The sequence below is a fragment of the Polaribacter sp. genome (genome assembly GCF_049276715.1).
In the GTDB taxonomy this organism is placed as follows: Bacteria; Bacteroidota; Bacteroidia; order Flavobacteriales; family Flavobacteriaceae; genus Polaribacter.
In genome coordinates, this window is the sequence record NZ_JBASWY010000044.1 from 191829 (window position 1) to 217948 (window position 26120).

Annotated in this window: 22 protein-coding genes and 2 tRNA genes; 22 read left to right on the forward strand and 2 right to left on the reverse strand. The window is 30.9% G+C overall.

What is annotated here, in order from left to right:
• The first annotated feature begins 11 nt into the window (after positions 1 to 11).
• From WAO74_RS11800 to WAO74_RS11905, 22 genes are all read left to right on the forward strand, one after another.
• A tRNA-Thr gene (locus tag WAO74_RS11800) sits at positions 12 to 85 on the forward strand.
• 53 nt (positions 86 to 138) lie between these two features.
• Positions 139 to 212 (forward strand) — tRNA-Pro (locus WAO74_RS11805).
• Between the two features lie 141 nt (positions 213 to 353).
• Positions 354 to 2186 carry a WS/DGAT/MGAT family O-acyltransferase gene (locus WAO74_RS11810; protein ID WP_422162365.1) on the forward strand — a complete coding sequence of 611 codons (1833 nt, stop codon included), beginning with the start codon at positions 354 to 356 and terminating at the stop codon, positions 2184 to 2186.
• Positions 2186 to 3127, forward strand: a complete 942-nt coding sequence (locus tag WAO74_RS11815; protein ID WP_422162367.1) for an alpha/beta hydrolase — start codon at positions 2186 to 2188, stop codon at positions 3125 to 3127. Before WAO74_RS11810 ends, WAO74_RS11815 begins: the two co-directional genes overlap by 1 nt.
• Positions 3128 to 3130: 3 nt before the next feature.
• A complete protein-coding gene (locus tag WAO74_RS11820) occupies positions 3131 to 4291 on the forward strand; it encodes an alpha/beta hydrolase (protein ID WP_422162369.1) in 1161 nt (386 codons plus the stop codon).
• 2 nt (positions 4292 to 4293) lie between these two features.
• Complete coding sequence (locus WAO74_RS11825; protein ID WP_422162370.1) at positions 4294 to 7539, forward strand: HAD-IB family hydrolase; 3246 nt, start codon at positions 4294 to 4296, stop codon at positions 7537 to 7539.
• An 85-nt stretch (positions 7540 to 7624) separates the two neighbouring features.
• Positions 7625 to 8626 (forward strand): NAD(P)H-dependent glycerol-3-phosphate dehydrogenase, encoded by a 1002-nt coding sequence (locus tag WAO74_RS11830; protein ID WP_422162372.1) that lies wholly within the window; start codon positions 7625 to 7627, stop codon positions 8624 to 8626.
• Positions 8627 to 8638: 12 nt separating this feature from the next.
• Positions 8639 to 9151: a hypothetical protein gene (locus WAO74_RS11835; protein ID WP_422162374.1), complete on the forward strand. Its 513-nt coding sequence runs from the start codon at positions 8639 to 8641 to the stop codon at positions 9149 to 9151.
• A 7-nt stretch (positions 9152 to 9158) separates the two neighbouring features.
• Positions 9159 to 9962, forward strand: a complete 804-nt coding sequence (locus WAO74_RS11840) for a bacterial transcriptional activator domain-containing protein (protein ID WP_422162376.1) — start codon at positions 9159 to 9161, stop codon at positions 9960 to 9962.
• An 86-nt stretch (positions 9963 to 10048) separates the two neighbouring features.
• Entirely contained in the window at positions 10049 to 10306 is a 258-nt protein-coding gene (locus WAO74_RS11845; RefSeq protein ID WP_422162378.1) for a hypothetical protein, read from the forward strand.
• Between the two features lie 75 nt (positions 10307 to 10381).
• A complete protein-coding gene (locus tag WAO74_RS11850; RefSeq protein ID WP_422162380.1) occupies positions 10382 to 11221 on the forward strand; it encodes a hypothetical protein in 840 nt (279 codons plus the stop codon).
• Positions 11222 to 11302: 81 nt separating this feature from the next.
• Positions 11303 to 11593 carry a hypothetical protein gene (locus WAO74_RS11855; RefSeq protein WP_422162382.1) on the forward strand — a complete coding sequence of 97 codons (291 nt, stop codon included), beginning with the start codon at positions 11303 to 11305 and terminating at the stop codon, positions 11591 to 11593.
• Positions 11594 to 11713: 120 nt separating this feature from the next.
• Positions 11714 to 12376, forward strand: a complete 663-nt coding sequence (locus WAO74_RS11860) for a TetR family transcriptional regulator C-terminal domain-containing protein (RefSeq protein WP_422162384.1) — start codon at positions 11714 to 11716, stop codon at positions 12374 to 12376.
• Between the two features lie 3 nt (positions 12377 to 12379).
• Positions 12380 to 13690, forward strand: a complete 1311-nt coding sequence (locus WAO74_RS11865) for an ABC1 kinase family protein (RefSeq protein WP_422162386.1) — start codon at positions 12380 to 12382, stop codon at positions 13688 to 13690.
• A gap of 50 nt (positions 13691 to 13740) precedes the next feature.
• A complete protein-coding gene (udk, locus tag WAO74_RS11870) occupies positions 13741 to 14346 on the forward strand; it encodes a uridine kinase (RefSeq protein ID WP_422162388.1) in 606 nt (201 codons plus the stop codon).
• Positions 14346 to 14666, forward strand: a complete 321-nt coding sequence (locus WAO74_RS11875; RefSeq protein WP_422162390.1) for an FtsB family cell division protein — start codon at positions 14346 to 14348, stop codon at positions 14664 to 14666. Before udk ends, WAO74_RS11875 begins: the two co-directional genes overlap by 1 nt.
• On the forward strand, positions 14666 to 16015 hold the full coding sequence (locus tag WAO74_RS11880; protein ID WP_422162392.1) for a methylmalonyl-CoA mutase subunit beta: 1350 nt from the start codon (positions 14666 to 14668) through the stop codon (positions 16013 to 16015). Before WAO74_RS11875 ends, WAO74_RS11880 begins: the two co-directional genes overlap by 1 nt.
• Positions 16008 to 18131, forward strand: a complete 2124-nt coding sequence (gene scpA / locus WAO74_RS11885; RefSeq protein ID WP_422162394.1) for a methylmalonyl-CoA mutase — start codon at positions 16008 to 16010, stop codon at positions 18129 to 18131. Before WAO74_RS11880 ends, scpA begins: the two co-directional genes overlap by 8 nt.
• A 165-nt stretch (positions 18132 to 18296) precedes the next feature.
• Positions 18297 to 19742 (forward strand): amidohydrolase, encoded by a 1446-nt coding sequence (locus WAO74_RS11890; RefSeq protein ID WP_422162396.1) that lies wholly within the window; start codon positions 18297 to 18299, stop codon positions 19740 to 19742.
• Between the two features lie 311 nt (positions 19743 to 20053).
• Complete coding sequence (locus tag WAO74_RS11895) at positions 20054 to 20863, forward strand: CDP-alcohol phosphatidyltransferase family protein (RefSeq protein WP_422162398.1); 810 nt, start codon at positions 20054 to 20056, stop codon at positions 20861 to 20863.
• Positions 20864 to 21202: 339 nt separating this feature from the next.
• Positions 21203 to 24406 (forward strand): cytochrome c biogenesis protein CcsA, encoded by a 3204-nt coding sequence (gene ccsA, locus WAO74_RS11900; RefSeq protein ID WP_422162400.1) that lies wholly within the window; start codon positions 21203 to 21205, stop codon positions 24404 to 24406.
• A 105-nt stretch (positions 24407 to 24511) separates the two neighbouring features.
• Entirely contained in the window at positions 24512 to 25027 is a 516-nt protein-coding gene (locus tag WAO74_RS11905; protein ID WP_422162401.1) for a DUF2892 domain-containing protein, read from the forward strand.
• 327 nt (positions 25028 to 25354) lie between these two features.
• Here WAO74_RS11905 and WAO74_RS11910 read toward each other — a convergent pair whose 3' ends face one another.
• Positions 25355 to 25618: a hypothetical protein gene (locus WAO74_RS11910; protein ID WP_422162403.1), complete on the reverse strand. Its 264-nt coding sequence runs from the start codon at positions 25616 to 25618 to the stop codon at positions 25355 to 25357.
• Positions 25615 to 26118, reverse strand: a complete 504-nt coding sequence (locus tag WAO74_RS11915) for a hypothetical protein (protein ID WP_422162405.1) — start codon at positions 26116 to 26118, stop codon at positions 25615 to 25617. Before WAO74_RS11915 ends, WAO74_RS11910 begins: the two co-directional genes overlap by 4 nt.
• Between the last annotated feature and the right edge of the window lie 2 nt (positions 26119 to 26120).

Genomic DNA, 26120 nt, shown 5'->3' on the forward strand with positions numbered 1-26120 from the left:
TTTTAGAAAAAGCCGATGTAGCTCAGCTGGCTAGAGCAGCTGATTTGTAATCAGCAGGTCGTGGGTTCGAGTCCCTCTATCGGCTCAATAAAAGTCTCAAAAAGAGTTTTTGAGACTTTTCTTTTTTAAATTTATTTTCGGGATGTAGCGCAGTCTGGTAGCGTACACGGCTGGGGGTCGTGTGGTCGCAGGTTCAAATCCTGTCATCCCGACTTTTTTTAGTAAATTCTCTTTTTATTGCATTATAAAATTCAACGAATTTTATTTATCTTGCAGAGTTGTGAAATTTTAGTTAGAATTTTTAATACATCACAATTGAATCCAATCCAAAATTAAATATAGTTATTAAGTTTATGGCAAAATCGGCAATTAAGGATCTTTTACAAGATGCATTAGACAATTCAATACAACAAGTTTCAGGTTCTGATGCAACTTTTTTATATGCAGAATCTCCAACAAGTCCTATGCATATTGCTACACTTATTATAGTAGATGGTTCTATCTTATTCGAAGATTTCAAAGCAATTGTAGCTTCTAAATTACACTTAATCCCAAAATTTAGAAAGCGTCTTTTAAATGTTCCTATGAATTTAGACTATCCTTATTGGGTAGATGATCCAAATTTTGATATCGATTTACATATCAATAGATTAAAATTACCAGATCCTTCTAATTGGAAAACCTTAAGAGAAATGACCTCCTCTATTTTTAGTAGTCCTTTAGATTTAAGAAGACCTCTCTGGTCTATAGATTTTATAGAAGGTTTGGATGAAGTTTCGCAAGTACCAAAAGGATCTATAGCCATTGTTTCTAAAGTACATCATGTAATGATTGATGGCAGTTCTGGAGTAGGAATAATGAGTATTTTATTTGATAAAAATTTAGAAGATAAGGACAAACCCATACCAAAACCTAGACCTTTTGAACCAGATGAATTGCCTGATGAATTGAGTTTACTATTAAAAAGCTCTTATGGCTTTTTTAAAAATCCTTTTAAATTTCCGAAGTTAGTTGGCGAAACTGCTTTTTCTTTTATCAAAGCAAATATCAATACTCAAATCAGTGTAAAAAAACCTATGAAAAAAGGTTTTTCTACTCCCAATACAATTTTTAATAAATCAGTATCCCCAAGAAGAACTTGGGGAACTGCAATTTTATCTTTCGAAAGAATTAATACATTGCGTAAAATAATGGACGTTAGTATTAATGATTTAATTTTGGCTATTTGTGCAGGAGGAATAAGGAGATACTTGCAAGAAAGAGAAAAACTACCTACACAACCTTTGGTTGCGAACGTACCCATTTCCATTCGCGTTAAAGGCGAAAAACAAGAGATGAATAACCAAATTTCTAATATGTTAATTAGAATTGCTACTCATATAAAAAATCCTATTGAACGTTTAGAATACATTCAAGAACAGACAAATTTAGGCAAAACCAGACACAAAGCTGTAGGCGCAAAAGCCCTATCAAAAATGGCAGATGCAGTGCCTTTTGGCTTGGCAAACTTGGCTGCTGGTTTGTATAGTAAATACAATATTAAAGAATTTCACAGACCTCCATTTAACGTTACAATTACAAATGTACCTGGACCAAAAGAACCTTTATATTTAAGAGGTCATAAAATTTTATCTATATTTGGTTTAACGCCTGTTTTAGATGGCTTTGGACTAATCATTGCTGCTTTTAGCTACAATGGTTTGGTTTCTATAACTACAACTTCTGATGCCAAAACAATGCCAGATGCCGATAAATTTTCTAGATATATTAGAGAGTCTGCCAACGAATTAGAAGAAATTATTCTATCAAAAGGAAAACAAAAGGAAGCTTCTAAAGTTTTAAAAATTAAGAGTATTTCTTTCTTCACAGAGGTAAAAAGAGTTTTAAATGCAAATGAAAAAATGAGAAAAGAAAATATTGGTTTGTATGATTTTTGCATCAATTTAGGAGCAGAAAAAGTAAATTATCAACTAAATATTTTAGAAAATACCACTAGTGTTAAAAAGAAGAAAACATCAAAACCTTTAGTGAAAATAGAAATAGATGATGAAAATTTAATCAACTTACACAGAAAAAAATTATTGTTAGACGAAGTTATAATTCAAGACAGAATTAAATTAACGGCTACAAAAAAGAATTCTGATAAATTCTTAAAATTATTATCCAAATTACTAGAAGATAATTAATGTCGGTTATTACAAATACATATAAATCTTTTGATGAAGAAACCATTTTTTATTACCAATGGAAAGTAAAGCAAAACGTTTCTTTAAAAGGCATTGTTCAAATTTCTCATGGAGTTGGTGAGCATGCAGGAAGATATAAATCGATTGCAAAAAAGCTAAAAAAACAGGGTTATGAAGTCTATGCGAATGATCATAGAGTTCATGGGAAATCTGCCAAAAGTGTAGATTTTTTGGGCTATTATGATGGTGAAGATTATTTTTCTGATGCTATTAATGATATGCGAAAACTAACTGAAATCATCAAAAAAGAACATCCAAACAGAAAAATAATTCTTTTGGGGCATAGTATGGGTTCTTTATTAAGCAGAGAATACGTTACCAAATATGGAGACGATTTAGAGGCATTTATATTATCTGGAACTGCTGCTTTTATGAAAGGTTTAGGCTCTTTTGGTTTAATTAGCACTGCTTTTTTCAGCAAATTAAATGGCAAACATAGAAGCAATGAAATACTTAAAAATCTATTTTTTAATCAGTTTAACAAAAAATTTAAACCAAACAGAACAAAGGTAGATTGGATTAGTAGTGATGAAAAACAAGTAGACAAGTTTGAAGCAGACCCATTAAGGATTGAAGATTTTTCTTTGAGTGTTTTTAGAGATATTTTAAAAGGAAGTAAAAAAATTAACCAGCCACCTACTTTTGAAAATACCCCAAAAGACCTGCCTATTTTTATATTTTCTGGAGATAAAGATCCAATTGGTGAAATGGGAAAAGGTGTGAAAAAAGTAGCAAATAGCTACAAAAAAGCTGGCATTCAAGATGTGACCGTTAAATTATATAAGGGTGGTAGACACGAAATGTTGAATGAGGTAAACAAAGCTGAAGTAGAACAAGATTTATTAAACTGGCTAGATGAAAGAATTGAAGCCAAGAACTAATTTATGGAAAGTAACAAAATAGTATATACATCATTTACAAAGTTTGCAGTTGCTATTGCAGTTTCTCAAGGAGCTACTCTTGTGCAAGCTAAAAAAATAATTACAAAAAGTTTCGAAAGGCATCCTTTTTACAAACAGGTCTCTAAAATTATTAAACAAGTTAAACTCGAAAAAGAAAACTTAAATATTTTAAGCAATCAATGTATATCTATTTGCGAAGATTTCGGACCAGATAGAGACTATGTGACTTTGGTTTTATTGTTAGAAAATATTTATAAAAATGAAGAGTTTCAAGATATTGAAAAAGACACAGTTTCTAACATTATCAATAAATTTAAGGAAGAGATTAATAGAATAAATACAAACATCCCTCCTCCTCCATTATACAATGTGCTACTAGAAACAAGAGCTGTTGCAGAATGGGTATCTATGTTTGGAATTTATCATTTTATACCTAAACATAAAAGCGAAAAGGAAAAACCTGTTCTGTTAATGCCTCCATATTTAGGTAATGACAATTCAACCACTTTTGTAAGAAAATATTTAAAATCTTTGGGTTATAAAACCTATAAATGGGATTTAGGTGTTAATATGATTAACTCAAAATCTCTTCCAAAATTGATTGAAAAACTTGATGAAATTTACGAAAAGCATCAAGAAAAAGTAAGTCTTGTTGGCTGGAGTGGAGGTGGAATTTTTGCCAAAATAATAGCCAATAGATATCCAGAAAAAGTAGAGCAATTAATTACAATTGGTTCTCCTGTTTGGGGCGTAAAAAACATGAAAACTCCGGTTATAAAAAGTTTAGAGTTTTTAAGAGGCACCAAACTAAGAGAGAGAAATCTAAAATTTATAAAAGAATTAGAGCAAATCCCAAAAGTGCCAATCACGTGTATTTATACAAAAACGGATGGTTTAATACCTTGGAAAAACTGCATGGAAGCAGAAACATTTAGGGATGACATTAAGAATGTAGAAGTTTTTGGCAGTCATTGTGGTATGGGTGCAAACGCAACTGTTTTTATAACTGTGGCGAATTCATTAAGCATGAACTTAGAAAAAGTGGAAAAAAAATCTATCATCGAAAAAGTTGAGACATTATTTTTTCCAAAATTTTGGCAAGAAAAAGGAATATCTAAATTCACAAATCTTTTTTTTAATTGATTATGGAACACAATTTACAGAACATTATAAATCATCCCAATTTTCAAGAAAAACTCGCGTCTATTGCTCATGAGCAAAAAACAGATCTTTCTGAGGTTCAAAAAAAAGGAGTAGAATGTATTAATGAGCTATATTCTAAACAGCACCCTATTGCGAACTTATTATCTGTAAAAGGTTTCCAATTTATGATGTCTAAGGCTTATAATAACAAAATAGACATTGACCCTCAGGAAATTAAAAAATTAATGAAGTTAATGCGTCAAAACTCTGTCGCATTTATCTTAACCCATAAAACCTATTTAGATTCCGTAGTTTTAGTAACCACTTTAGCACAATATGGAATGCCAATTCCTTATACTTTTGGCGGCATCAATTTAGCTTTTCCTGGTTTTAAACAATTGGGTAAAAACTCCGGCTTAATTTTTATCAGAAGAAGTTTTAAAGACGATCAAATTTATAAAGCTGCGTTAAGACATTACATTTCTTGTATGATAGAAAATGGCGATCATTTAACTTGGAATATAGAAGGAACTCGCTCTAGAACAGGGAAAATTGTCTATCCACAAATGGGGATTTTAAAATACATCATGGAAGGTGAAAAAGAAAGCACCAAAAACATAAAATATGTTCCAGTTTCTATTGTTTATGATTTAATTCCGGATGTAAAACAGATGACAGAAGAAGGCAAAGGAAGAGAAAAAAAATCTGAAGATGTAAAAGCCTTTGCAAAATACTTTAAAAAATTAGGCAACGAATATGGAAAAGCAGCCATTAGATTTGGTGAACCAGTAGACGCAAGTGCACATCAAAATGCCATAATTCCAGATATTGAAGAAGATAGTTATTCAGATAAAAATACCTTACCACGTTTTGCTTTTGAATTGATTCACAAAGCAAACATGATTACACCAGTAACCACAGTTTCTTTGGTTTGTAATGTATTATTAAACAACTTTGCTTTAACAAAAAATGAAATAGAATTCAGCGTTATTAAAATGATGAATTATATTGAACAACGCAAAAAAGATGTACTTATAGAGCGTGGAACCAGCATTGGTGCAGCAGTTCAAAAAGCACTAAATTTATTAAAAAGTTCAGGTATTGTTCAGAAGAATAATGCAGGTTATAAAATTAAATACACCTTATCTCCAACAGAGTTTTTACCAGCCACATATTATGCAAACATGGCATCTGCCCATTTGTATCACAGAGCATTTATAGAAATGGCTTTGGTAAAAATAAAAGATGAAAAAGAGAACCGTATTTTATCGTTTTGGGAAGAAATAATGCGACTTCGAAACTTATTTAAGTTCGAATTTTTCTATACCAATAAACCTCAATTCAGTTCAGAAATTGAAGCAGAATTAAATTTATTTGATAAAAACTGGAGAGATATTATTAGAAATCCAGAAGGCGATATTAAAAACTTACTTTCTAAACAACAATTATTTGTTTCTAAAGGTCTCTTATTAATTTATTTAGAAGCAAATAAAGTAGTTTGTAAAACCTTACAATCTTGGGATTTAGAAGATGATTTTAATGAAGAGCAATTCATAGAACTTTGCCTATTTAAAGGCAAAGAATTGCATTGGAAAAACAGAGTAAGCAGATTAGATAGCGTTTCTAAACCTTTCTTAATAAGTGCCTTAAGATTGGCAAAAAACAGTAAATTAATTCCTGATGATAAAAGTATCGATTTTAAACAATTAGAAATTTGGATGGATTTGCTCGATAATCTCACAAATCGTTTACATTTTTTACAAGAATTAGAGTTGATAAATATCAAAAAATCTAAAAATAAAAACGAAAATGATGTTGATGAAAAAGTTCCTGGAGCAGAATTAGAAGGCATTACAAACGATGTTTTAGAAGAGGAAGAAGGTCCTCATATTGCAGCATTTTTTGATTTAGACCGAACTTTAATCAACGATTTTTCTGCAAAACAATTTGTAAAATCTAGATTTTTAAGCGGAAAATCTACTCCAAAAGAATTGCTCTCTCAATTTGTAACTTTAATCGCTTATGCTATAGGCAATAGAGATTTCGAAATACTTACAAAAATATCGGCTACAGGTATAAAAGGGATTTCAGAAAAAGAGTTTATGAAATTAGGCGAAGAGATTTATCAAGATCATTTAGCATCCACTATTTACCCAGAGTCAAGAACTTTAATTGCATCACATTTGGCAAAAGGTCATCAAGTAGTTATTATTTCTGCTGCAACTCGTTATCAAGTTGCACCCATTGCAAATGCGCTGGGTATTAAAGATGTTTTTTGCACAGAGATGGAAGTGAAAAAAGGTAAATTTACAGGCGTAATTTCAGAAATGTGTTGGGCAGAAGGAAAAGCAAGAGCTGGACGAAAATTTGCAAAAAGTAATAAAATAGATTTATCTAAAAGTTTCTTTTATACAGATAGTATAGACGATTTTCCTTTATTAGAAATTGTTGGAAAACCAATTGCTACAAATCCAGATAACAAACTCTCGCAACTAGCTTTCGAAAACGATTGGAAAATTCTTCGTTTTAAAGAAGATACCAAAAAACCTTTAGTAAACGGATTAAGAACAGGTTTAGCAGCTGCAAGTTTATATCCATCAGCTATAAAAGGAATTGTTAAAGGAGCATTATCAATGTCTCACAGAGAAGGTGTGAATGCCACTATTTCTAGTATTGGAGATTTAGGAACTAAATTAGCTGGATTAGATATTAATGTAAAAAACAAACACAATTTAGAAGATCATAGACCTGCCGTTTTTTGTTTCAATCATCAATCCTCTGCAGACTTTTTTATCATTTTAAAATTATTAAAAAAAGACGTTACAGGAATTGCGAAAAAAGAACTAGAACTCACGCCTTTTGGACCAATTTTTAAAGCCATGGGTGCTATTTTTATAGACAGATCTAATAAAAAGAAAGCATTAGCATCTATGAAAAATGCTGCTGAAGTTCTAAAAAATGGAACTTCTGTTGCAATTGCTCCAGAAGGAACAAGAAGTGGCAGTAAAACATTGGGCGCATTTAAAAAAGGTGCCTTTCATTTGGCAATGAAAGCTGGTGTACCCATTGTACCAATAGTTATTAAGAACGCATATATGGCAATGCCAAAAGGAAGTAAAATGTTTAGTCCAACTCATATAGAAGTGGTTGTTTTAGATCCTGTGGATACGTCTGAATGGAATCCAAAACATTTAGATACTTATGTCGAAGAAGTTAGAAATTTGTTCTTAAAAGAATTAGAAAATTAATTGAAAAAAGATTCCTAGAGGTGTAACCTTGTGGTTTCCTTTAAAATGTCATTCTCGTGAAAACGAGAACCTAAAAATAATATTTATGAAACTACAAGTAGGCTTATTAGGTGGTGGTTCTTGGGGAACTACTGTTGCTTCATTAACTGCAAAAAATGCGAAAACTATTCTTTGGGCAAGAAATCAAGAAACAGTAGACGAAATTAACAATCAACATACCAACGAAAGTTATTTGCCCAATGCAAAACTAACTCCAAGTTTAAGAGCATCTATTTCTATTAAAGAAACTGTAGAAGATGCTGATGTAATTGTTATGGGCGTTCCTGCGCAAAGTTTCAGAGCAGTTTTACTCGAAGCAAAACCACATATTAGACCTTGGGTTCCAATTATAAATTTGGCCAAAGGTTTAGAAATAAGCACTAAAATGCGAATGACAGAAATTATAGAAGAAATAATGCCTGGACATCCTGCAGGAGTTTTAACAGGACCTAATTTGGCAAAAGAAATTCATTTTGGAAATGCTGCAGCAGCTGTAATTGCTATGGTTGATAACACAATTGCCTCAAAATTACAAGATGTTTTTAGCTCAGGATTGTTTAGAGTATACACAAATTCTGATGTTATTGGTTGTGAATTAGGGGGTGCTTTAAAAAATATTATTGCAATTGCAACAGGTATGGGTGATGGAGCAAATGCAGGTGATAATACTCGTGCTGCAATTATTACAAGAGGTTTGGCAGAACTTACACGATTAGGAACTGCAATGGGTGGAAAACAAAGAACTTTTTATGGTTTGGCAGGAATGGGCGATTTAGTAGCCACTTGTTCATCTGCAAAAAGTAGAAATCATCATGTTGGTTTTCAATTAGGAAGAGGAAAAAATTTAGAGCAAATTATTAATGAAATGAACGAGGTTGCAGAAGGTGTAAAAACTGCAAAAGTAGTTGTTGAATTGGCGAAAGAATATAATGTAGACATGCCAATATCTAAAGAAATATACAAGGTTTTGTATGAAGGAAACACTGTAAATGATGCTTTTAAAGGCTTATTAAGATATGAAGTGGGTTCTGAAAAAGAACCAGGTTAAAAAATTTATTTTATGACAAAAAAACAAGAACAAAGCGCTTCTTTTATGGTTCGTTTTCAACAACGAATTTTCGAGGAAAATGGCGACTCAAAAATACAATGGAGAGGTAAAATTACGCATGTTCAAGATGGAGATGAAAAACGTTTTTCCGATTTTAATGATGCGCTTACTTTTATGCAAACAAAGTTGGCAGAATTAACAGAAGAAGCTACAAAACACGAATCAACCGAAAAACAAGAAAGCATTTTAGACAAAAGCCTTTCTATGTGGAAAACCATTAAAGATGTAGGTCCAAAAGTTTTGAGAGATACTTTGAAAGATCCTAAAAAACAGTTTTCTCATCTACAAGACGAAATTCAAGATAAAATAAGTACGTTTGGTGAAGAAATTTCTGAGAAAGTACAGATAAATGAATGGAGAAATGCGTCTAGATCTGACTTTAATAAAATTCAAAATCAGATAGAAACACTAGCTTCAGAAATTCAAAAATTGTCTACAAAAATGGATTCTATCAAGAAAAAATAGTTTCTCCATGTCAGATTTTCTTCAACAACTCAATCATCTAAATTCCTTTTACAACAATGCTACCATTCGCATTGAAACATTAGGCAATTTTATAGTTTGGAGAAATCAAGAAAAAATTGACAACAAAGAATGGGGAAGAGATAAAACCATTCAATTACTCCAATATTTAGTTTCTCACAGAAAAAAAAATGCACTTCATAAAGAAAAAATAATGGACAATCTTTGGGAAGATTGGAATGATCGTGATTTTAAAGTGGCAATGCACGGAATTAATAAAGTGCTAGAACCTGAAAGACTCTCTAGAACTGAACCAGAATATATTATAAGACAAGGTGTTAGTTATCAAATAGATTTAGAGAAAGTTTGGATAGATGCAGAAGTCTTGGAAAAATACATCATTATTGGCAATCAAAGTTTTGTTTCAGAAAAAGAAGTTGCGAAATTAGCCTATCAAAAAGCCATAGAAATTTACAAAGGCTCGTATTTACCAAACAGAATTTACGAAGACTGGACATCCGAAGAAAGAGAAAAATCTCAACTTTTAATTCTAGGAGCTTACATTACTTTAGCAGAACTCTTAATTGATACAAATCCTATAGAAAGCATACGTTTGGCACAAAACGCTTTGAATATAGATGCTGCTTGGGAAGATGCCTACAGAATACAAATGCAAGCTTATATTGTAAAAGGAAACAGGCCACAAGCCATAAAAACGTATATGAAATGCGAAGTAATTTTAGAAGAAGAATATGGTATTTCTCCTTTACCAGAAACTAAAAACCTTCTCAAAAAAATAGAAGAAATCCACTAACTATCAATTAATTACCTTTTTTGCAACTCATTTGCAACTCGCATATGGTATGTTTGTATCAAAATTAGAAATTAAAACTAATAAAGATGAAAACAATATCAGTTAAAGAGATAAAAAAGAATTCTACAAAGTTAAATCAAATTGCATTAGAAACTACAGAAAAAGTGGTTTTAAAAACAATTAACAAAGCTGAAAATTTACAAGAATTCACATCAAAATCGATAAAGAAAACTTTAGATTTTTCTGAAAAACAACAAGACAATCTTTTTAATACTTTAGAAAAGAGTAAAGGAATGGTTTGGAAAAATTTAAATAAGACTCTAGATTTTTTCGGCAAAAAGTAATTTGCAACTCATTTGCAACTTGCGTATTGTAAGTTTGCAGCATCAAAATTAAATAAATTTAAAACAATATATATTATGGCAACTAAAAAGTCAAATCAAGAAGATAAATTAGGAAAAGCAAAAGCGATCGTTAAAAAAATTAATAGCGATTTAATAGATGCTTCTTTTAACGCTATTGAAACTACTGTAAAAACAGGTGAAAAATGGCAAAAACTAACTGCTAAATTGGTTAAGAAAGCAGAACCTTTAACAAAACAACAAATAAATATGTTTGTTGAAACTGCAGAATCTATTAAAGGTCAGTTAGAAAATAGTACAGAGCGTTTAAAAACATTAGTAGGTTACGATCCTTCAATGATGGATAAAGCTAAAAAAATGGTTTCAGAAAATCCTTTAGTTGAAAAAGCTGAGGAAATGAAAAACAAAATTGAAAAAGAAATTTCTAACAATAAATATGTTAAGAAAGCAGAAAAAATGTCTGAAAAATTGAAGAAGAATATTTCTGAAACGATTGAAGATGTAAAAGGTAAAATCGAAGAATATACAGAAGGTGCTTTAAATTCGGTAAATGAAAAGTTAGATGATCTAAAACCTGCAAAAGCTAAAAAAACTGCAAAGAAAAAAGTAGTTAAAAAAGAGGTTGTAGTTGAGGAGAAAATAGTTGTAGAAAAAGTTGAAGAAACAAACGACTTAAAAGTAATTAAAGGAATAGGTCCTGTTTTAGAAAAATCTTTAAACGAGTTAAATGTAACTTCTTACGCTCAGATTGCACAAATGACAATTAAAGATTTAACAACATTGTTAAATAACGCAGGTATTAATGCAAAAATTTACGATTTATCTGGTTGGAAAGCACAAGCAAAATTAGCTTTAAAAGGTGATATGGAAGCTGTGAAAAATTGGGAAAGAAAATAATATAAAGTGTAAGTTCGAGTAAATCTGATTTTTTATCAGAATTATATTTAGAACAAAACATCATCATTAAAAAACAAAAAAATGAATACGAATAAAATAAATAAAGTAAATCTTACAGAAAAAGTTAGCAAAGCTATAGAAACTGTAAAAACAACTGCAACCAAAGCAAATAATTACGCTTTAAACACAACAGAAGAGGCAGTTACAGAAACTTTAAACATTGTAGATCAATGGCAAAAAGTAACTGACAAAGCTTTAAAAGCCGGAGTTAAATTATTAGATAATCAGCAAAATTTAATTTTCGATTCGTTAGAAACTTATAAAGACCATTTTGTAAAAGGTAAAAAAAGATTTAGCAAATTATTTGCTTAAAAATAACTCTTTTCTAAAATAAAAAACCAAGTTAAAATTTAACTTGGTTTTTTGTTTTTATACGATGCTATTTTCTTTTAACAATGAAACGTTTTGTATTTTTGTAGAAGATTTTACAAGATGAAAAAAAAGAAAAATAGTTCCAAATTAGACATCTTAACATTTTATATGGATTTGGTTTCTGAACACAAATCGAAACCAGAAAGTGTAGAAGATTTTTGCCAGCAAATTAATTTAAGCGAAGACAACTTTTACCAGCATTTTAAATCGCTAAAAAAAGTTGAAAAAACTGTTTTTGATGAGCTTTTTAAAAATTCTTTAGAAGTTTTAAATGAAAGCGAAGAGTTTCTTTCTTTTGATGGCAAAAACAAATTATTAAGTCTTTATTTTACATTTTTCGAGAATCTTACACTTAACAGAGAATATGTAGAAGTGGTTTTAAAAGGATGTAAAAATCAGCTAACATCTTACAAAACACTCTCTAGCTTAAAGAAAAGCTTTATTAGTTTTGTAGACAGTTTAGAAATATCAGAAAGTATTTTACCTATTGATGGCTTAGAAAAAATTCAATCAAATTTTATAAGTCATTCTGCTTGGATACAATTATTGATAACCATTAAATTTTGGTTAGAAGACACTTCTGAGTCTTTTGAAAAAACAGATATTTTTATAGAAAAATCAATCAATACCAGTTTCGAATTAATAGAAAACAAATTTCTAAAAAACGTTTTAGACTTAGGGAAATTTGTGTACAAAGAAAAGTTTCAAAAAAATACGGATTAAGGTATGAAAAAAGCGAGTAAAATTCCGATTTCAAAAATTCAAAGAGCCTCAAAACTAGTTACAACTGGCGCAAAAGTGGGTGTGAATTATTTAAAATATTATGGCAATAAAATTACTGAGACAGAAGAAGTAGCAAGAGAAAAACTAAATAAAGACAATGCAGAAGACATTTACGACAGCTTAAAAGACTTAAAAGGAAGTCCGTTAAAAGTGGCGCAAATGTTAAGTATGGAAAAGAGTATTTTACCAAGAGCTTATGTAGAAAAATTCTCTTTAGCGCAGTTTTCTGTACCTCCACTTTCTGAAGCCTTGGTTTTAAAAACATTCAAAAAGAGCTTTGGTAAGTTTCCATCAGAAATTTATGATAAATTTGATGGAAAAGCATTTAATGCTGCAAGTATTGGACAGGTTCATAAGGCCGAAAAAGATGGCAAAAAACTAGCAGTAAAAATTCAATATCCAGGAGTTTCAGATAGCATAAAATCAGATTTAGCTCTATTAAAACCTTTTGTTATTCGAATGTTTAACATGAAAGGAAAAACGTCTGATGAATATTTTTTTGAAGTTCAAGATAAATTATTAGAAGAAACCGATTACATTTTAGAAGTGCAACAAAGTCAAGAAATTGTTATTGCTTGCAGCCATATACCAAATCTTATGTTTCCTAATTATTATCCAGAATTATCATCAAAACAAATTATTACCATGGATTGGATGAATGGAATTCATCTATCAGAATTTACTAATAAAAACACCGATCAAAAGTTAGCAAACCAAATTGGGCAAGCTCTTTGGGATTTTTATATGTTCCAGATTCACAACCTTAAAAAAGTACATGCAGATCCACATCCAGGAAACTTTTTAATTTCTAAAAAAGGCGAATTAATTGCCTTAGATTTTGGTTGCATGAAAACCATTCCTTTAGATTTTTACAATCCTTATTTTGTTTTAGCAAAACAAGAAACATTAGATAATGATGAACTTTTTGTGCAAAAAATGTATGATTTAGACATTTTAAGAAAAGACGATCCAAAAGAAGAATTTGTGTTTTTTAAAGCAATGTTTCACGAAATGTTATCCATATTTACACAACCTTTTCACGAAGAAGAATTCGATTTTTCTGATGCCGAATTTTTTGGAAAAATTTCTGAATTTGGAGAGCGCTATTCTAAAAATACAGAACTACGTTCTTACAATGCAAGTAGAGGTTCTAAGCATTTTATTTATATGAACCGAACTTTTTTTGGTTTGTATAATTTAATGTTCGATTTAAAAGCAGAAGGCATTAAGATTAATAATTTTATGACTTTATAAAATCTTTAGTATTTTTGCAAAGAATTTAGAAAAAAATCAATCAAAAATCTATGTTAGTTATTGGAATTGCAGGTGGAACTGGAAGTGGAAAAACAACAGTTGTTAATCAAATTGTTAAAGAATTACCAACTGATGAAGTATGTGTGATTTCACAAGATTCTTATTACAGAGAAACAGATAATTTGTCTTATGATGAACGTACAAAAATAAATTTCGATCATCCAAGAGCCATTGATTTTGAACTACTTATTAAGCATTTAAAAGAGCTAAAAAAGGGAAAAACCATCAATCAACCTATTTATTCTTTTGTAACACACAACCGAACAAAAGATACCGTTAAAACACACCCTAGAAAAGTTGTAATTGTAGAAGGAATTCTAATTTTTAACAGTGAAGAATTACGCGATTTGTTCGACATAAAAATCTTTGTACATGCAGACACAGACGAACGATTAATTAGAAGAGTTCGAAGAGATATTACAGAAAGAGGACGAGATATTGATGAAGTTTTAAATCGTTATCAAAACACCTTAAGACCTATGCATCAGCAATTTATAGAGCCAACAAAGAATTTTGCAGACATCATTATACCTAATGACAGATACAATACTGTAGCCATTGATATTGTTAGAAGTGTAATAAACGAACGTTTATAATGAGTTTTTTTCAGCGTTTAAAAAGTAATTCTGTCTTTAAAATTCTTACAAATATTTTTGTAATTATTTTAGTGCCTTTCATCATTTGGATGCTTTTTTTTGATGAAAATTCCTATTTAATTCATCGCAAATTCGATGCAGAAATTAATGATTTAGAAAGCACCATTTTATTTTATGAAGATAAAATTGCCAAGGATAAAGAAACCATTAAAAAACTACAAGACTCATTAGAATTAGAACGTTTTGCGAGAGAAAAATACCTAATGAAAAAAGAAAACGAAGACATTTATATTATAGAATTTGATACCATAAAGAAATAATGAACACCTATTTATTTGATGAATTTGAACCAGTAACACCAGCTGCTTGGAAACAGAAAATTCAAGCAGATTTAAAAGGTGCAGATTATAACGAACATTTGCTTTGGAAAACAGAAGAAGGTATTACAGTAAAACCTTTTTACACCAAAGAAGACAGAACAAATATTCAAATAAAATTACCTAAAAAGGGCTATAATATTTGCCAAACTATTTTTATAGATGATGAAAAAATAGCAAATTTTTTAGCTGTAGATGCTTTAAAAAGGGGCGCAAATTCGATACAATTTAAAGCTTCAAAAAAATTCGATTATACTATAGTTTTAAAAAATATTGATGTAAAATTTACTATCATATATTTTAAATTTTCTTTTTTAGATGCCGATTTTCAAGTAGAACTTTCTCGATTTTGTAATTCAGATAAAGCTTATTTTCAAACAGATATTATTGACAATTTAGCAGAAAGTGGCAATTGGTTTATCAACCTAAAAGAAGACCATCAACAACTGGAAAAAATTGTTTCAGCAACTAATAATTGCATTTCAGTTTCTGGAGATTTGTGTCAAAATGCTGGCGCAAATATCACCCAACAATTGGCCTATACTTTGGCACATGCCAATGAATATCTAAATCATTTTGGAAAAGATGTAGCTTCAAAAATTCATTTTAATTTTGCTGTGGGTAGCAATTACTTTTTTGAAATCGCAAAATTAAGAGCTTTTCGTATTTTATGGGAATCGCTTTTAAAAGAATATGATATAAAAAATGTGGAAGCTCATATTTTTACACAACCAAGTTTACGCAACAAAACTATTTATGATTATAACGTAAATATGTTGCGAACAACCTCTGAATGTATGAGTGCAATTTTGGGAGGCTCAAACACGATTTCCAATATTTCTTATGATGAAATTTATCATAAATCAAACGAATTTGGAGAGCGAATTTCAAGAAATCAACTTTTAATTTTACAACAAGAAAGTTATTTAAAAGAAGCGCAAAATTTTGCTGATGGCGCTTATTATATTGAAACGATTACAAATCAATTAGCAGAAAAAGCCTTAGAAATTTTTCAACAAATAGAAAAAGCTGGCGGATTTTTACATCAACTAAAAGAAGGAATCATTCAAAGAAAAATGAACGAATCTGCTTTAAAAGAAGAAGAAAAATTTAATGCAAAAAAGATTGTTTTATTAGGCACCAATATGCAAATGAATACAGCTGATAAAATGAAGCAAGATTTGGATTTGTATCCTTTTGTAAAACAAAGACATATTAAAACAATCATCACTCCAATTATCAGAAAACGTCTTTCTGAAACCCTTGAAAAACAACGTTTAGACAATGAGTAGAAAAGATGTTTCAAATATTAGTTTAAAAAGTTCAGAGTTCAAAGTTCAGGATTTAAAGTTCAAAAATAAGGAATCTGATGAGCAACTCATAACTCAAAATTCAAAACTCATAACTCGAAAACATGAAGATTTCATAGCAGGAATTGCCCCAAATTTAAGAGGCCCATATTCCACAATGTATGTTCAAAAACCTTGGACCATTAGACAATATGCAGGTTTTTCTACAGCAGAAGAAAGCAATGCCTTTTACAGAAGAAATTTAGAAGCTGGGCAAAAAGGACTCTCAGTTGCTTTTGATTTAGCCACACACAGAGGGTATGATTCTGATCACGAACGCGTGCAAGGTGATGTTGGCAAAGCTGGAGTTGCTATCGATTCTGTAGAAGACATGAAGGTTTTGTTCGATCAAATTCCTTTGGATAAAATGTCGGTTTCTATGACCATGAATGGCGCTGTTTTACCCATTTTAGCTTTTTATATTGTAGCTGCAGAAGAACAAGGAGTTGCCCCAGAATTATTGTCAGGAACTATTCAGAATGATATTTTAAAGGAATTTATGGTGCGAAATACATACATCTACCCTCCTTCTCCATCCATGCAAATAATTGCAGATATTTTTAAATATACCAGTAAAAATATGCCGAAATTCAATTCGATTTCTATTTCTGGCTATCACATGCAAGAAGCTGGAGCTACTGCAGAAATTGAATTGGCTTACACTTTAGCTGATGGTTTAGAATATATTAGAAAGGGAATCGAAACAGGTATGAAAATTGATGATTTTGCACCAAGATTGTCTTTCTTTTGGGCAATTGGAATGGATCATTTTACAGAAATTGCCAAGTTAAGAGCAGCAAGAATGTTATGGGCTAAAATTGTGAAACAGTTCAATCCAAAAAATCAAAAATCGTTAACTTTAAGAACACATTGTCAAACAAGTGGTTGGTCTTTAACAGAACAAGATCCTTTTAACAATGTTGCCAGAACAACTATTGAAGCCATGGCTGCAGTTTTTGGTGGTACACAAAGTTTACACACAAATGCTTTGGATGAAGCCATTGCTTTACCCACAGATTTTTCTGCAAGAATAGCAAGAAATACACAAATTTATTTACAGCAAGAAACCCAAATTACGAAAACAGTTGATCCTTGGGCTGGAAGTTATCACCTAGAAAAATTAACCGAAGATATTGCCAAAAAAGCTTGGGAATTGATCCAAGAAGTTGAAGATTTAGGAGGAATGACCAAAGCCATTGAAAAAGGAATTCCGAAATTACGAATTGAAGAAGCTGCTGCTATAAAACAAGCAAAAATTGATAGTGGAAAAGATGTAATTGTGGGTGTAAATAAATACCAACTGAAACAAGAAGATCCTTTACATATTTTAGAGGTTGATAATGAAGCTGTACGTAAATCGCAAATTGAGAGATTGCATACTTTAAAAGCAAATAGAAATTCAATTGAAGTTAAAAAATCTTTAGTACATTTAACCAATGCTGCAAAATCTGGAGAAGAAAATTTGTTAGATTTAGCTGTAAAAGCCGCTAGAAATAGGGCTACTTTAGGTGAAATTTCGGATGCTTTAGAAATTGTTTTTGGCAGACATAAAGCTGTAACTAAAACCATATCTGGTGTGTATAGTAAAGAAATAAAAGACGATAAATTGTTTAAAAAAGCTTCTGAATTGGCAGATAAATTTGCTGAACTAGAAGGCAGACGTCCTAGAATTATGATTGCCAAATTAGGGCAAGATGGGCATGACAGAGGTGCGAAAGTTGTAGCAACTGGTTATGCAGATTTAGGTTTTGATGTAGACATTGGACCACTTTTTCAAACACCACAAGAAGCTACCAAACAAGCTGTAGAAAATGATGTGCATATTTTAGGAATTTCTTCTTTAGCTGCAGGTCATAAAACTTTGGTTCCGCAAGTTATTGCCGAACTTAAAAAATACGGACGTGAAGATATTATGGTTATTGTAGGGGGCGTAATTCCTGCCCAAGATTATCAGTTTTTATTTGATGCTGGTGCTGTTGGTGTTTTTGGTCCAGGCACAAAAATTGCACAAGCTGCCATTGATTTAATTACCATTTTAATTGATAGTGTTGTGGAGTAATTTGGCTTGTTTCTAAATTTATTTTCTAATAATTTTACAACTCTGAATATAACGAATTAAAACTCGATATATCCGAAAATAGTTGGCAAAAGCCAAGATTGCACCATCTTTTAATTTTTTTAAATGTTGTTTTCATTTTTATTATATTTGAGAAAATAACTTCCCATGAAAAACATGCTCTTTAAAAAGTTGCCTTTATTTCTTTTATTTTTTACACTTTGTAATCTTCAAGCTCAAAAACTATCAAAAAATAAAGAAGTATTAATCAAGTCTATAGAAAAGCATCAAAATGCTTTAATCAAAATTAGCGATGAAATTTGGAATGCAGCAGAAACTGCTTTCGAAGAAACAGAATCTTCCAAAATATTATCAGATTATGCAGAAAAACAAGGCTTTACAGTAGAAAGAGGAGTTGCCCAAATGCCAACTGCTTTTGTAGCCACTTACGGTTCTGGAAAACCTGTAATTAGTGTTTTGGGTGAATTTGATGCTTTGCCTGGTCTTTCTCAAAATTCAGTACCAACTAAATCTCCAATTAAAGAAGGAAATCCGGGCCATGGTTGTGGACATAATTTATTTGGAGCAGGTAGCTTAGGAGCTGCAATTGCTATTAAAGAATTGATAGAACAAGGTAAAATAAAAGGAACTGTAAAGTTTTTTGGAACGCCATCAGAAGAAAAATTCTTTGGAAAAATATGGATGGTAAATGCTGGTCTTTGGAATGATGTAGATGTAAACATCAGTTGGCATCCTGCACCTATTACAGAATCTGATGTACAAAGCTCATTGGCTTTGGTTGATTTTAAAGTAGAGTTTTTTGGTCAAGCTGCTCATGCAGCTGCAGATCCTTGGAATGGAAGATCTGCTTCTGATGCCTTAGAACTATACACTTCTGGAATTAACTATTACAGAGAACACGTAAAACCTACAGTTAGAATGCATTATCATATTCAAGATGGAGGTCAAGTGGTAAATGTTGTTCCAGATTATTCTAGACTTTGGGTAAGAGTTAGAGATTCTAAACGTTCTGGAATGATACCTGTTTATGAACAAGTTATGAAAATGGCAGAAGGTGCTGCAATTTTGGCAAATGTAGATTATAAAGTATCCTTAATTTCTGGTATTTACGAAGTTTTAGTAAATAGAACTGGAGGAGAAATTATGCAAAATAATTTAGAATTATTAGGTCCTATTTCTTACTCTGAAGAAGAAATTTCTTTCGGAAAAAAGATTCAAGAAGCAACAGGTAAACCTCAAATTGGCATGGATGCCAGCATAAATCCATTAAAAATTACCTTAGAAAATTCTGGTGGAGGAAGCACAGATGTAGGAGATGTTAGCTGGAATGTTGCCAACATTAATTTAAAAGTTACTACTGCACCCATTGATACACCTTGGCATTCTTGGGCTGTTGTTGCTTGTGGTGGAATGAGCATTGGTCATAAAGGAATGATCTATGCATCTAAAGCCATGTCTATGACCATGTTAGATTTGTTTGAAAATCCTGAAATGGTTACCAAAGTAAAAGCTGAATATAAAGAACGCAAAGGAGATGAAGTTTATAAAGCCATTATTCCTGAAGGACCACCTCCAATTCCAGGAAAAAATTAGTTATTCATAAAAAATCCTTTTAGGAGATTGATCACCTTTTATTCAATTTTCTAGAAGCAGACTGCTTCTAGAATCTAATTCGAGTGTTTTGTTAAAGTTTGAATCAATAGACTTCTTTCTAACCTTAAAAAAATCTAAACTAGATAGATATTTGTCTGAAGTTTTGTTGTTTTAGATAAAAGATGCACCCTTATTGAATAATTCTTTTTTAACATAATAAATTCTTAAAACCAATTCAAAAGTTAGAGTTAAGCCCTATCTTTGCGATTTTTACCTGGTATATTCCACTTTACTTTTTTGCAATTTATTAAATGTCAAAATTACCAAAAGAGCATAAATTTGTCGATCTTTCAGACTATGGAAGGCCGATAGCAAAAGTTATTGCAAACACATTAAAAAGCACATCTTTCACTCCTATCCACGTTACTGTTGCGTTTATAATAGCTGGTTTTATTGCTATTTATTGCATTATTCAAGGCTATTACTGGCTTGCTGCATTCTTTTTAATTGTAAAGTCAATTTTAGATGCTGCAGATGGAGAATTGGCTCGTGTAAAAGAAACACCATCTTATACAGGTCGTTATTTAGACTCTGTAGCAGATATCATACTGAATGCTTTCTTTCTTATTTCTATATGGTATATTACAGATACTTCTATTTGGATATTCCTTTTAGCATTCATAGGTTTGCAATTACAAGGCACTTTATACAATTACTACTATGTTATATTAAGAAATAAAGTAGATGGAGATACTACAAGTCGTGTTTTTGAAAACAAAACACCCATATCTTTAGAAGGCGAAAAACAAAAGCATGTGAATGTTCTTTTTGGTTTGTATAAAATTTTTTATGGTGCTTTTGATAAAACCATTTATACCCTAGATAGCAGCGCTTCTAAAGGTACTATTTTACCAAATTGGTTAATGACGAGTGTTTCTACGTTTGGTTTGGGCTTCCAATTGCTAATTATTGCTGTAATGCTTGTTTTAGGTTTAAAAGCTATTATTCTACCTTTTTTTATCATTTATACTAGTATGGTTTTTGTTTTTATTGGCATAAGAAAGTTTTTTTATCAGGAGGCGAAAAGGGCTGAAAAAAAACTAACTACAATAAAACAATAGCTCATACTCTAAAACCTTGCTTTTATAATTCCAATATTTAAATATATTTGAGAAAACAATTACGAATGAAAAAATCATTATATGATTTTCTATTGGTATTAGTTGCTTCTAGTATTTTTTCTGGGATTTTTCTCATTTTAAAGTTATGATTTTAGTAGGTACTTTTATTCCTTTTTTATTGATATTCTTTTAATCGGAACCACCTATTTTAATAATCAACAGAAAAATAATTTAGTGTTAATTTTTAACAATTCTTAACAACAAAAAAGCAATCGTAATTACCAACATTTCTTGCTTTTATCCTTAAATTTGCAGAGCGTTAAAAAGCATTAAATACAGATGAAAAACTTCTTAAATTTTCTCTATTCCACTCGTTTAATGGCAGTTTTATTTATCCTTTTTGCTGTTGCAATGGGTGTTGCCACTTTTATAGAAAATGATTTTGGTACACAAACTTCAAAAGCACTGGTTTACAATTCTTGGTGGTTCGAAGCCATCATGGTTTTTTTTGTAATCAACTTCTTTGGAAATATTTTTAGGTATCGATTATATAAAAAGGAAAAATGGGCAGTTTTAATGTTTCATTTATCATTTTTACTTATTTTAATTGGTGCAGGTGTTACAAGATACATTGGCTATGAAGGCATTATGTTAGTTGATGAAGGCGAAACTACCAACAAATTTTTATCGGAAACGACCTACGTTAATGTTGTTGTAGATAACAGCGAATTTCAAAAAACGAAAAACGAACCTATTCTCTTAAGTGCCTGGGGATCAAATTCTTGGTCTTTTTCTGATGATTTTAAAGGCACAAATTACGTTGTTAATTTAGTCGATTACATTCCTTGGGCAGAAAAGAAATTGATAGATGATGAAAATGGCGTTGAGCATTTATTTTTGGTAGAATCCTCTAGTGGAAATAGACACGAACATTATATAAAGGCTGGATCTGTGCAAAATATTCACAATATTTTAGTTGGATATGAAGCTACTGATAACAGTGCAACCATCAACATATTTAAAAGAAACGACTCTTTAAAAATTAGCACAAAATCTGATGGAAATTTTCAAGTAATGGCAACTATGAATAAAGGTTCTGTTGTTAAGGATAGCATCCAAGATTTTAAATTGCGCTCTTTATACAACATTGCTGGCTTACCATTTGTAGTTCCTCAATATCCAAGCAAAGGAACTATGAAAACTGTGAGTGGACCAAAAGATGATAAAAAACTAGACGTTATTGTTTTAGACGTGAAAGCAAATAATAAAACACAAAGGATAGAATTGACTGGAGGTAAATTTAGCAATAATAATGCTCAAGAATTTACGATTGATGGTTTGAATTTTAGAATGTGGTATGGAGCTAAAATATTGGAAACTCCATTTAGCATTAAACTCAACGATTTTCAGTTAGAAAAATATCCTGGTTCAGAAAGTGCTGCTTCTTATGCAAGCGAAGTTACTGTTATAGACAAAACCGAAAAGTACGATTATCGAATTTTTATGAATCATATTCTAGACCATAAAGGGTACAAATTTTTCCAATCTAGTTACGATTTATCTGGTGAAGTTGAACAAAGCCATTTATCTGTAAATCATGATTTTTGGGGAACATTTATAACTTATCTAGGATATTCACTTTTATATACAGGTTTAATTTGCATCTTTTTTGCAAAGTATACAAGATTCGATTATCTTAAAACTTCGCTTAAAAAAATCCGAAAAAAGAAGTTAACCCTATTTATGACAATGGCTCTTTTTGTATCTGGCTTTAGTTTTGCGCAAGAAACAGATCATGATCACAGTGACCCAAATCATACTCATGAAACAGAACAAAGTACAAATGGAACAGAACCTCATGCTAAAGTTCCTATCAACAGAATTTCAGATCAACAAATAGATTCTATTTTAAAGGCAAACATCATTTCTTTAGAACATGCAGAAGATTTCAATAAATTAATCATTCAAGATGCTGGAGGTAGAATGAAACCTGCCCACACTTTTGCCTCAGAATTGTTAAGAAAAGTAAGTCAGACAGAAGATTTGTATGGTATGAAACCCAGTCAGGTTTTATTATCTATTATAGAAAACCCAATGCTTTGGTATGAAGTACCTGCAGTTTATTTAGAAAAAGGAAACACACAAATAAGAGAAATTTTAGGTCTTAAAAGTGATGAAAAATATGCAAGACTATCTGATTTTTATGATTTTCAAGGAAACTCTAAAATAGACAGTTACCTTGTTGAAGCTCAAAAGAAGAATATTCAGAATAAATTTGAGAAAGATGTAGTTAAAATTGGCAGAAGATTGTACTTATTTACAAGTGCATTAAGTGGTTCTATCCTAAAAATTTACCCTATTCCAGATGATGAAAACAATAAATGGGTTTCGCATATGGAATTAGCAAACAGCAAAATTATAAAAACGGCTGATTCTCTTTATTTACCCAAATTACTGCCTCTTTATATGCAATTATTGCAAACTGCAAAGAGAACTGGCGATTATAAAAAAGCAAATCAGATTTTAGATGGTATAAAAAATTATCAGAAAAAAAATGGTGCAGCAGTTTATCCATCAGAAAAAAAAATAGAATTAGAAATTGCTTACAACAAATACAACGTATTTACAAAACTAGTGCGTTATTATGGTTTGGCAAGTTTACTTTTAATTGTCTTTGTAATTACACAAATATTCAGTACAAAAAAATGGGTAACCTATGTTGTTAAAGGATTAATTGGGTTAACTATTGGTTTATTTATATTACACACTTTGGGGTTAATTAGTAGATGGTACATTAGCGGAAATGCTCCTTGGAGTAATGCTTACGAATCTATCATTTATGTTGCTTGGACAACTATGCTTTTTGGTTTTTTCTTAGGAAGAAAGTCTGCATTAACCATTGCTGCAACTACCTTTGTTACTTCAATAATTTTGTTTACTGCAAGCATGAACTGGTTAGACCCAGAAATTGCAAACCTACAACCTGTTTTAAATTCTTGGTGGCTGTTAGTGCACGTTTCTATAATTGTTGCAAGTTATGGACCATTAACTCTAGGAATGATTCTGGGTGTTTTCTCGCTCTTTTTAATTTTATTTACGAATAAGAATAACAAAGAGAAAATGGATATAAATATCAAAGAAATTACCATTATTAACGAAATGGCAGTTACAGTTGGTTTGGTAATGTTAACTATTGGAAACTTTTTAGGTGGAATGTGGGCAAATGAAAGTTGGGGACGTTATTGGGGTTGGGATCCTAAAGAAACTTGGGCTTTAATTTCTATTATGATTTATGCTTTTGTTTTACATATGCGCTTAATTCCTGGTTTGCGAGGAAAATATACTTTTAATTTATGGACGGTTATTGCTTATGGCTCTATAATGATGACCTATTTTGGTGTTAATTTCTATTTAGCTGGCTTGCACTCTTACGCAAGTGGAGATAGAGTAATTACACCAAGTTCTGTTTATTATTCTTTAGGATTTGTTGCTATTTTAGGAACATTCTCTTGGTTTAAATACAAAAAATATTATAAGAAGTAACTTATAGATACAAAATTTCTAAAAAAGAAATTTCACTCTAAGTAAGAGCAAAATTTAGAAAGAAAATGTATTTTTGCCTTTTTAACACAAAACAAAAAACACAAAATGTTTAATAAAAACATCAAATTAATATTAGCTGGTTTCATTACAGTTTGGTCTATCTATCAATTTAGCCAAGGAAATATTATGAATGGAATTTCTATCTTATTATTAGCTGGGATTTTCATTGCATTATACTTTAAAAATGAATTCATTTTATTAGCTTTTTTACAACTTCGTAAACAAAATTTTCCTGGGGCACAAAAATGGTTGGGCTATATTAAAAACCCTGAAACTGCTTTAATTACCAAGCAACAAGGTTATTATAACTATTTACATGGTATTATGTTAAGCCAAACTAATATGACACAGGCAGAAAAATTTTTACGCAAGGCAGTAAAATTAGGTTTGTCTATGGATCATGATTTAGCAATGGCAAAACTACAATTGGCAGGAATTGCAATGACCAAAAGACGTAAGCGTGAAGCTACCAATTTAATGGCTGAAGCTAAAAAATTAGACAAGCATGGAATGTTAAAAGAGCAAATGCAAATGATGAAACAACAGATGAAAAAAATATAAATTTCGTTATATTCGAACACAAAAAAATCCGCTAAAAGCGGATTTTTTGTTTTATAAATTATTAAGAATCGAAACGATTCACCAAAAAAAATAACAAAGCAATTGCAATATATAATTTTAGTCTTCCAAAAATTTCATTTTCAACAACATCATCTTCATTATCAGTAGTATAAACAAGGTAAAAACCAACGGTTTTGTGTATGGTTAGTTGCGTGTTTAAGCAACTAATTTAGTAAACAAAAACGAACGCGAGAAAATTCCGAAGGAATTTTCCAAATAAGCAACGACCAAAGCAATTAATTATACACGTTGTTGCCCACAGTATTTTTATTTTAATTCAATCCATAGCATAATCGAAAATCCGATTGCTATTAATAGTCCAATTCCGTTTAATATTCTTTTGTTATTTATAATTAGTGTCATGATAAAGTCAGCTAATATACCAACTAATCCCATTGAAATTAAACCAACCATAGCTACAACTCCCCAACCTTCTTCATATGATAAAATTTTCCATTTAGCAATTGTATAAATTATGCAACAAGCTAAATAGACCATAAAGTATGCCCTTAAAATTGTCCATTTTTTCATTCAACCAATAATTTTTTCGGCACTTCGTAACTCGCACTATACATTAATTCCTTTCCACTTTTTTTAAATTCAGAGAATGCTTTTCTATACCAATTTGGGTCAGTCGCAAGAGTTTCAAAATCCTCAACGACCATAACTCCATAATACTCGCCATCCAACCAAGGCTCAATTCCGAATATTCCAATTCCGTTTTTTTCAACTCGGTTGAGTACGATTTCAAAGTCAGATTCCGAGAAATAATAAATCGATTTAGAGTCGAATCCGTCATTCAGGTTTTCAAGTCCGTTAAACACATTGGCTTTTAAATATTCCAATTCTTTAATTCGGTCTTCTTCGCTGTAATTTGCCAATTCCAATTCCGACTCTTCAAAGGTTTTCGGTTCCGTTTTCTTTTTAGAGTTACAACTCAAAGTCAAAAGTCCGATTAGTATAATTTGAAGCAGTTTTTTCATATTGTGGGCAACAGCGGATATCAATACTAAAACGATTCCTGAAATCAACT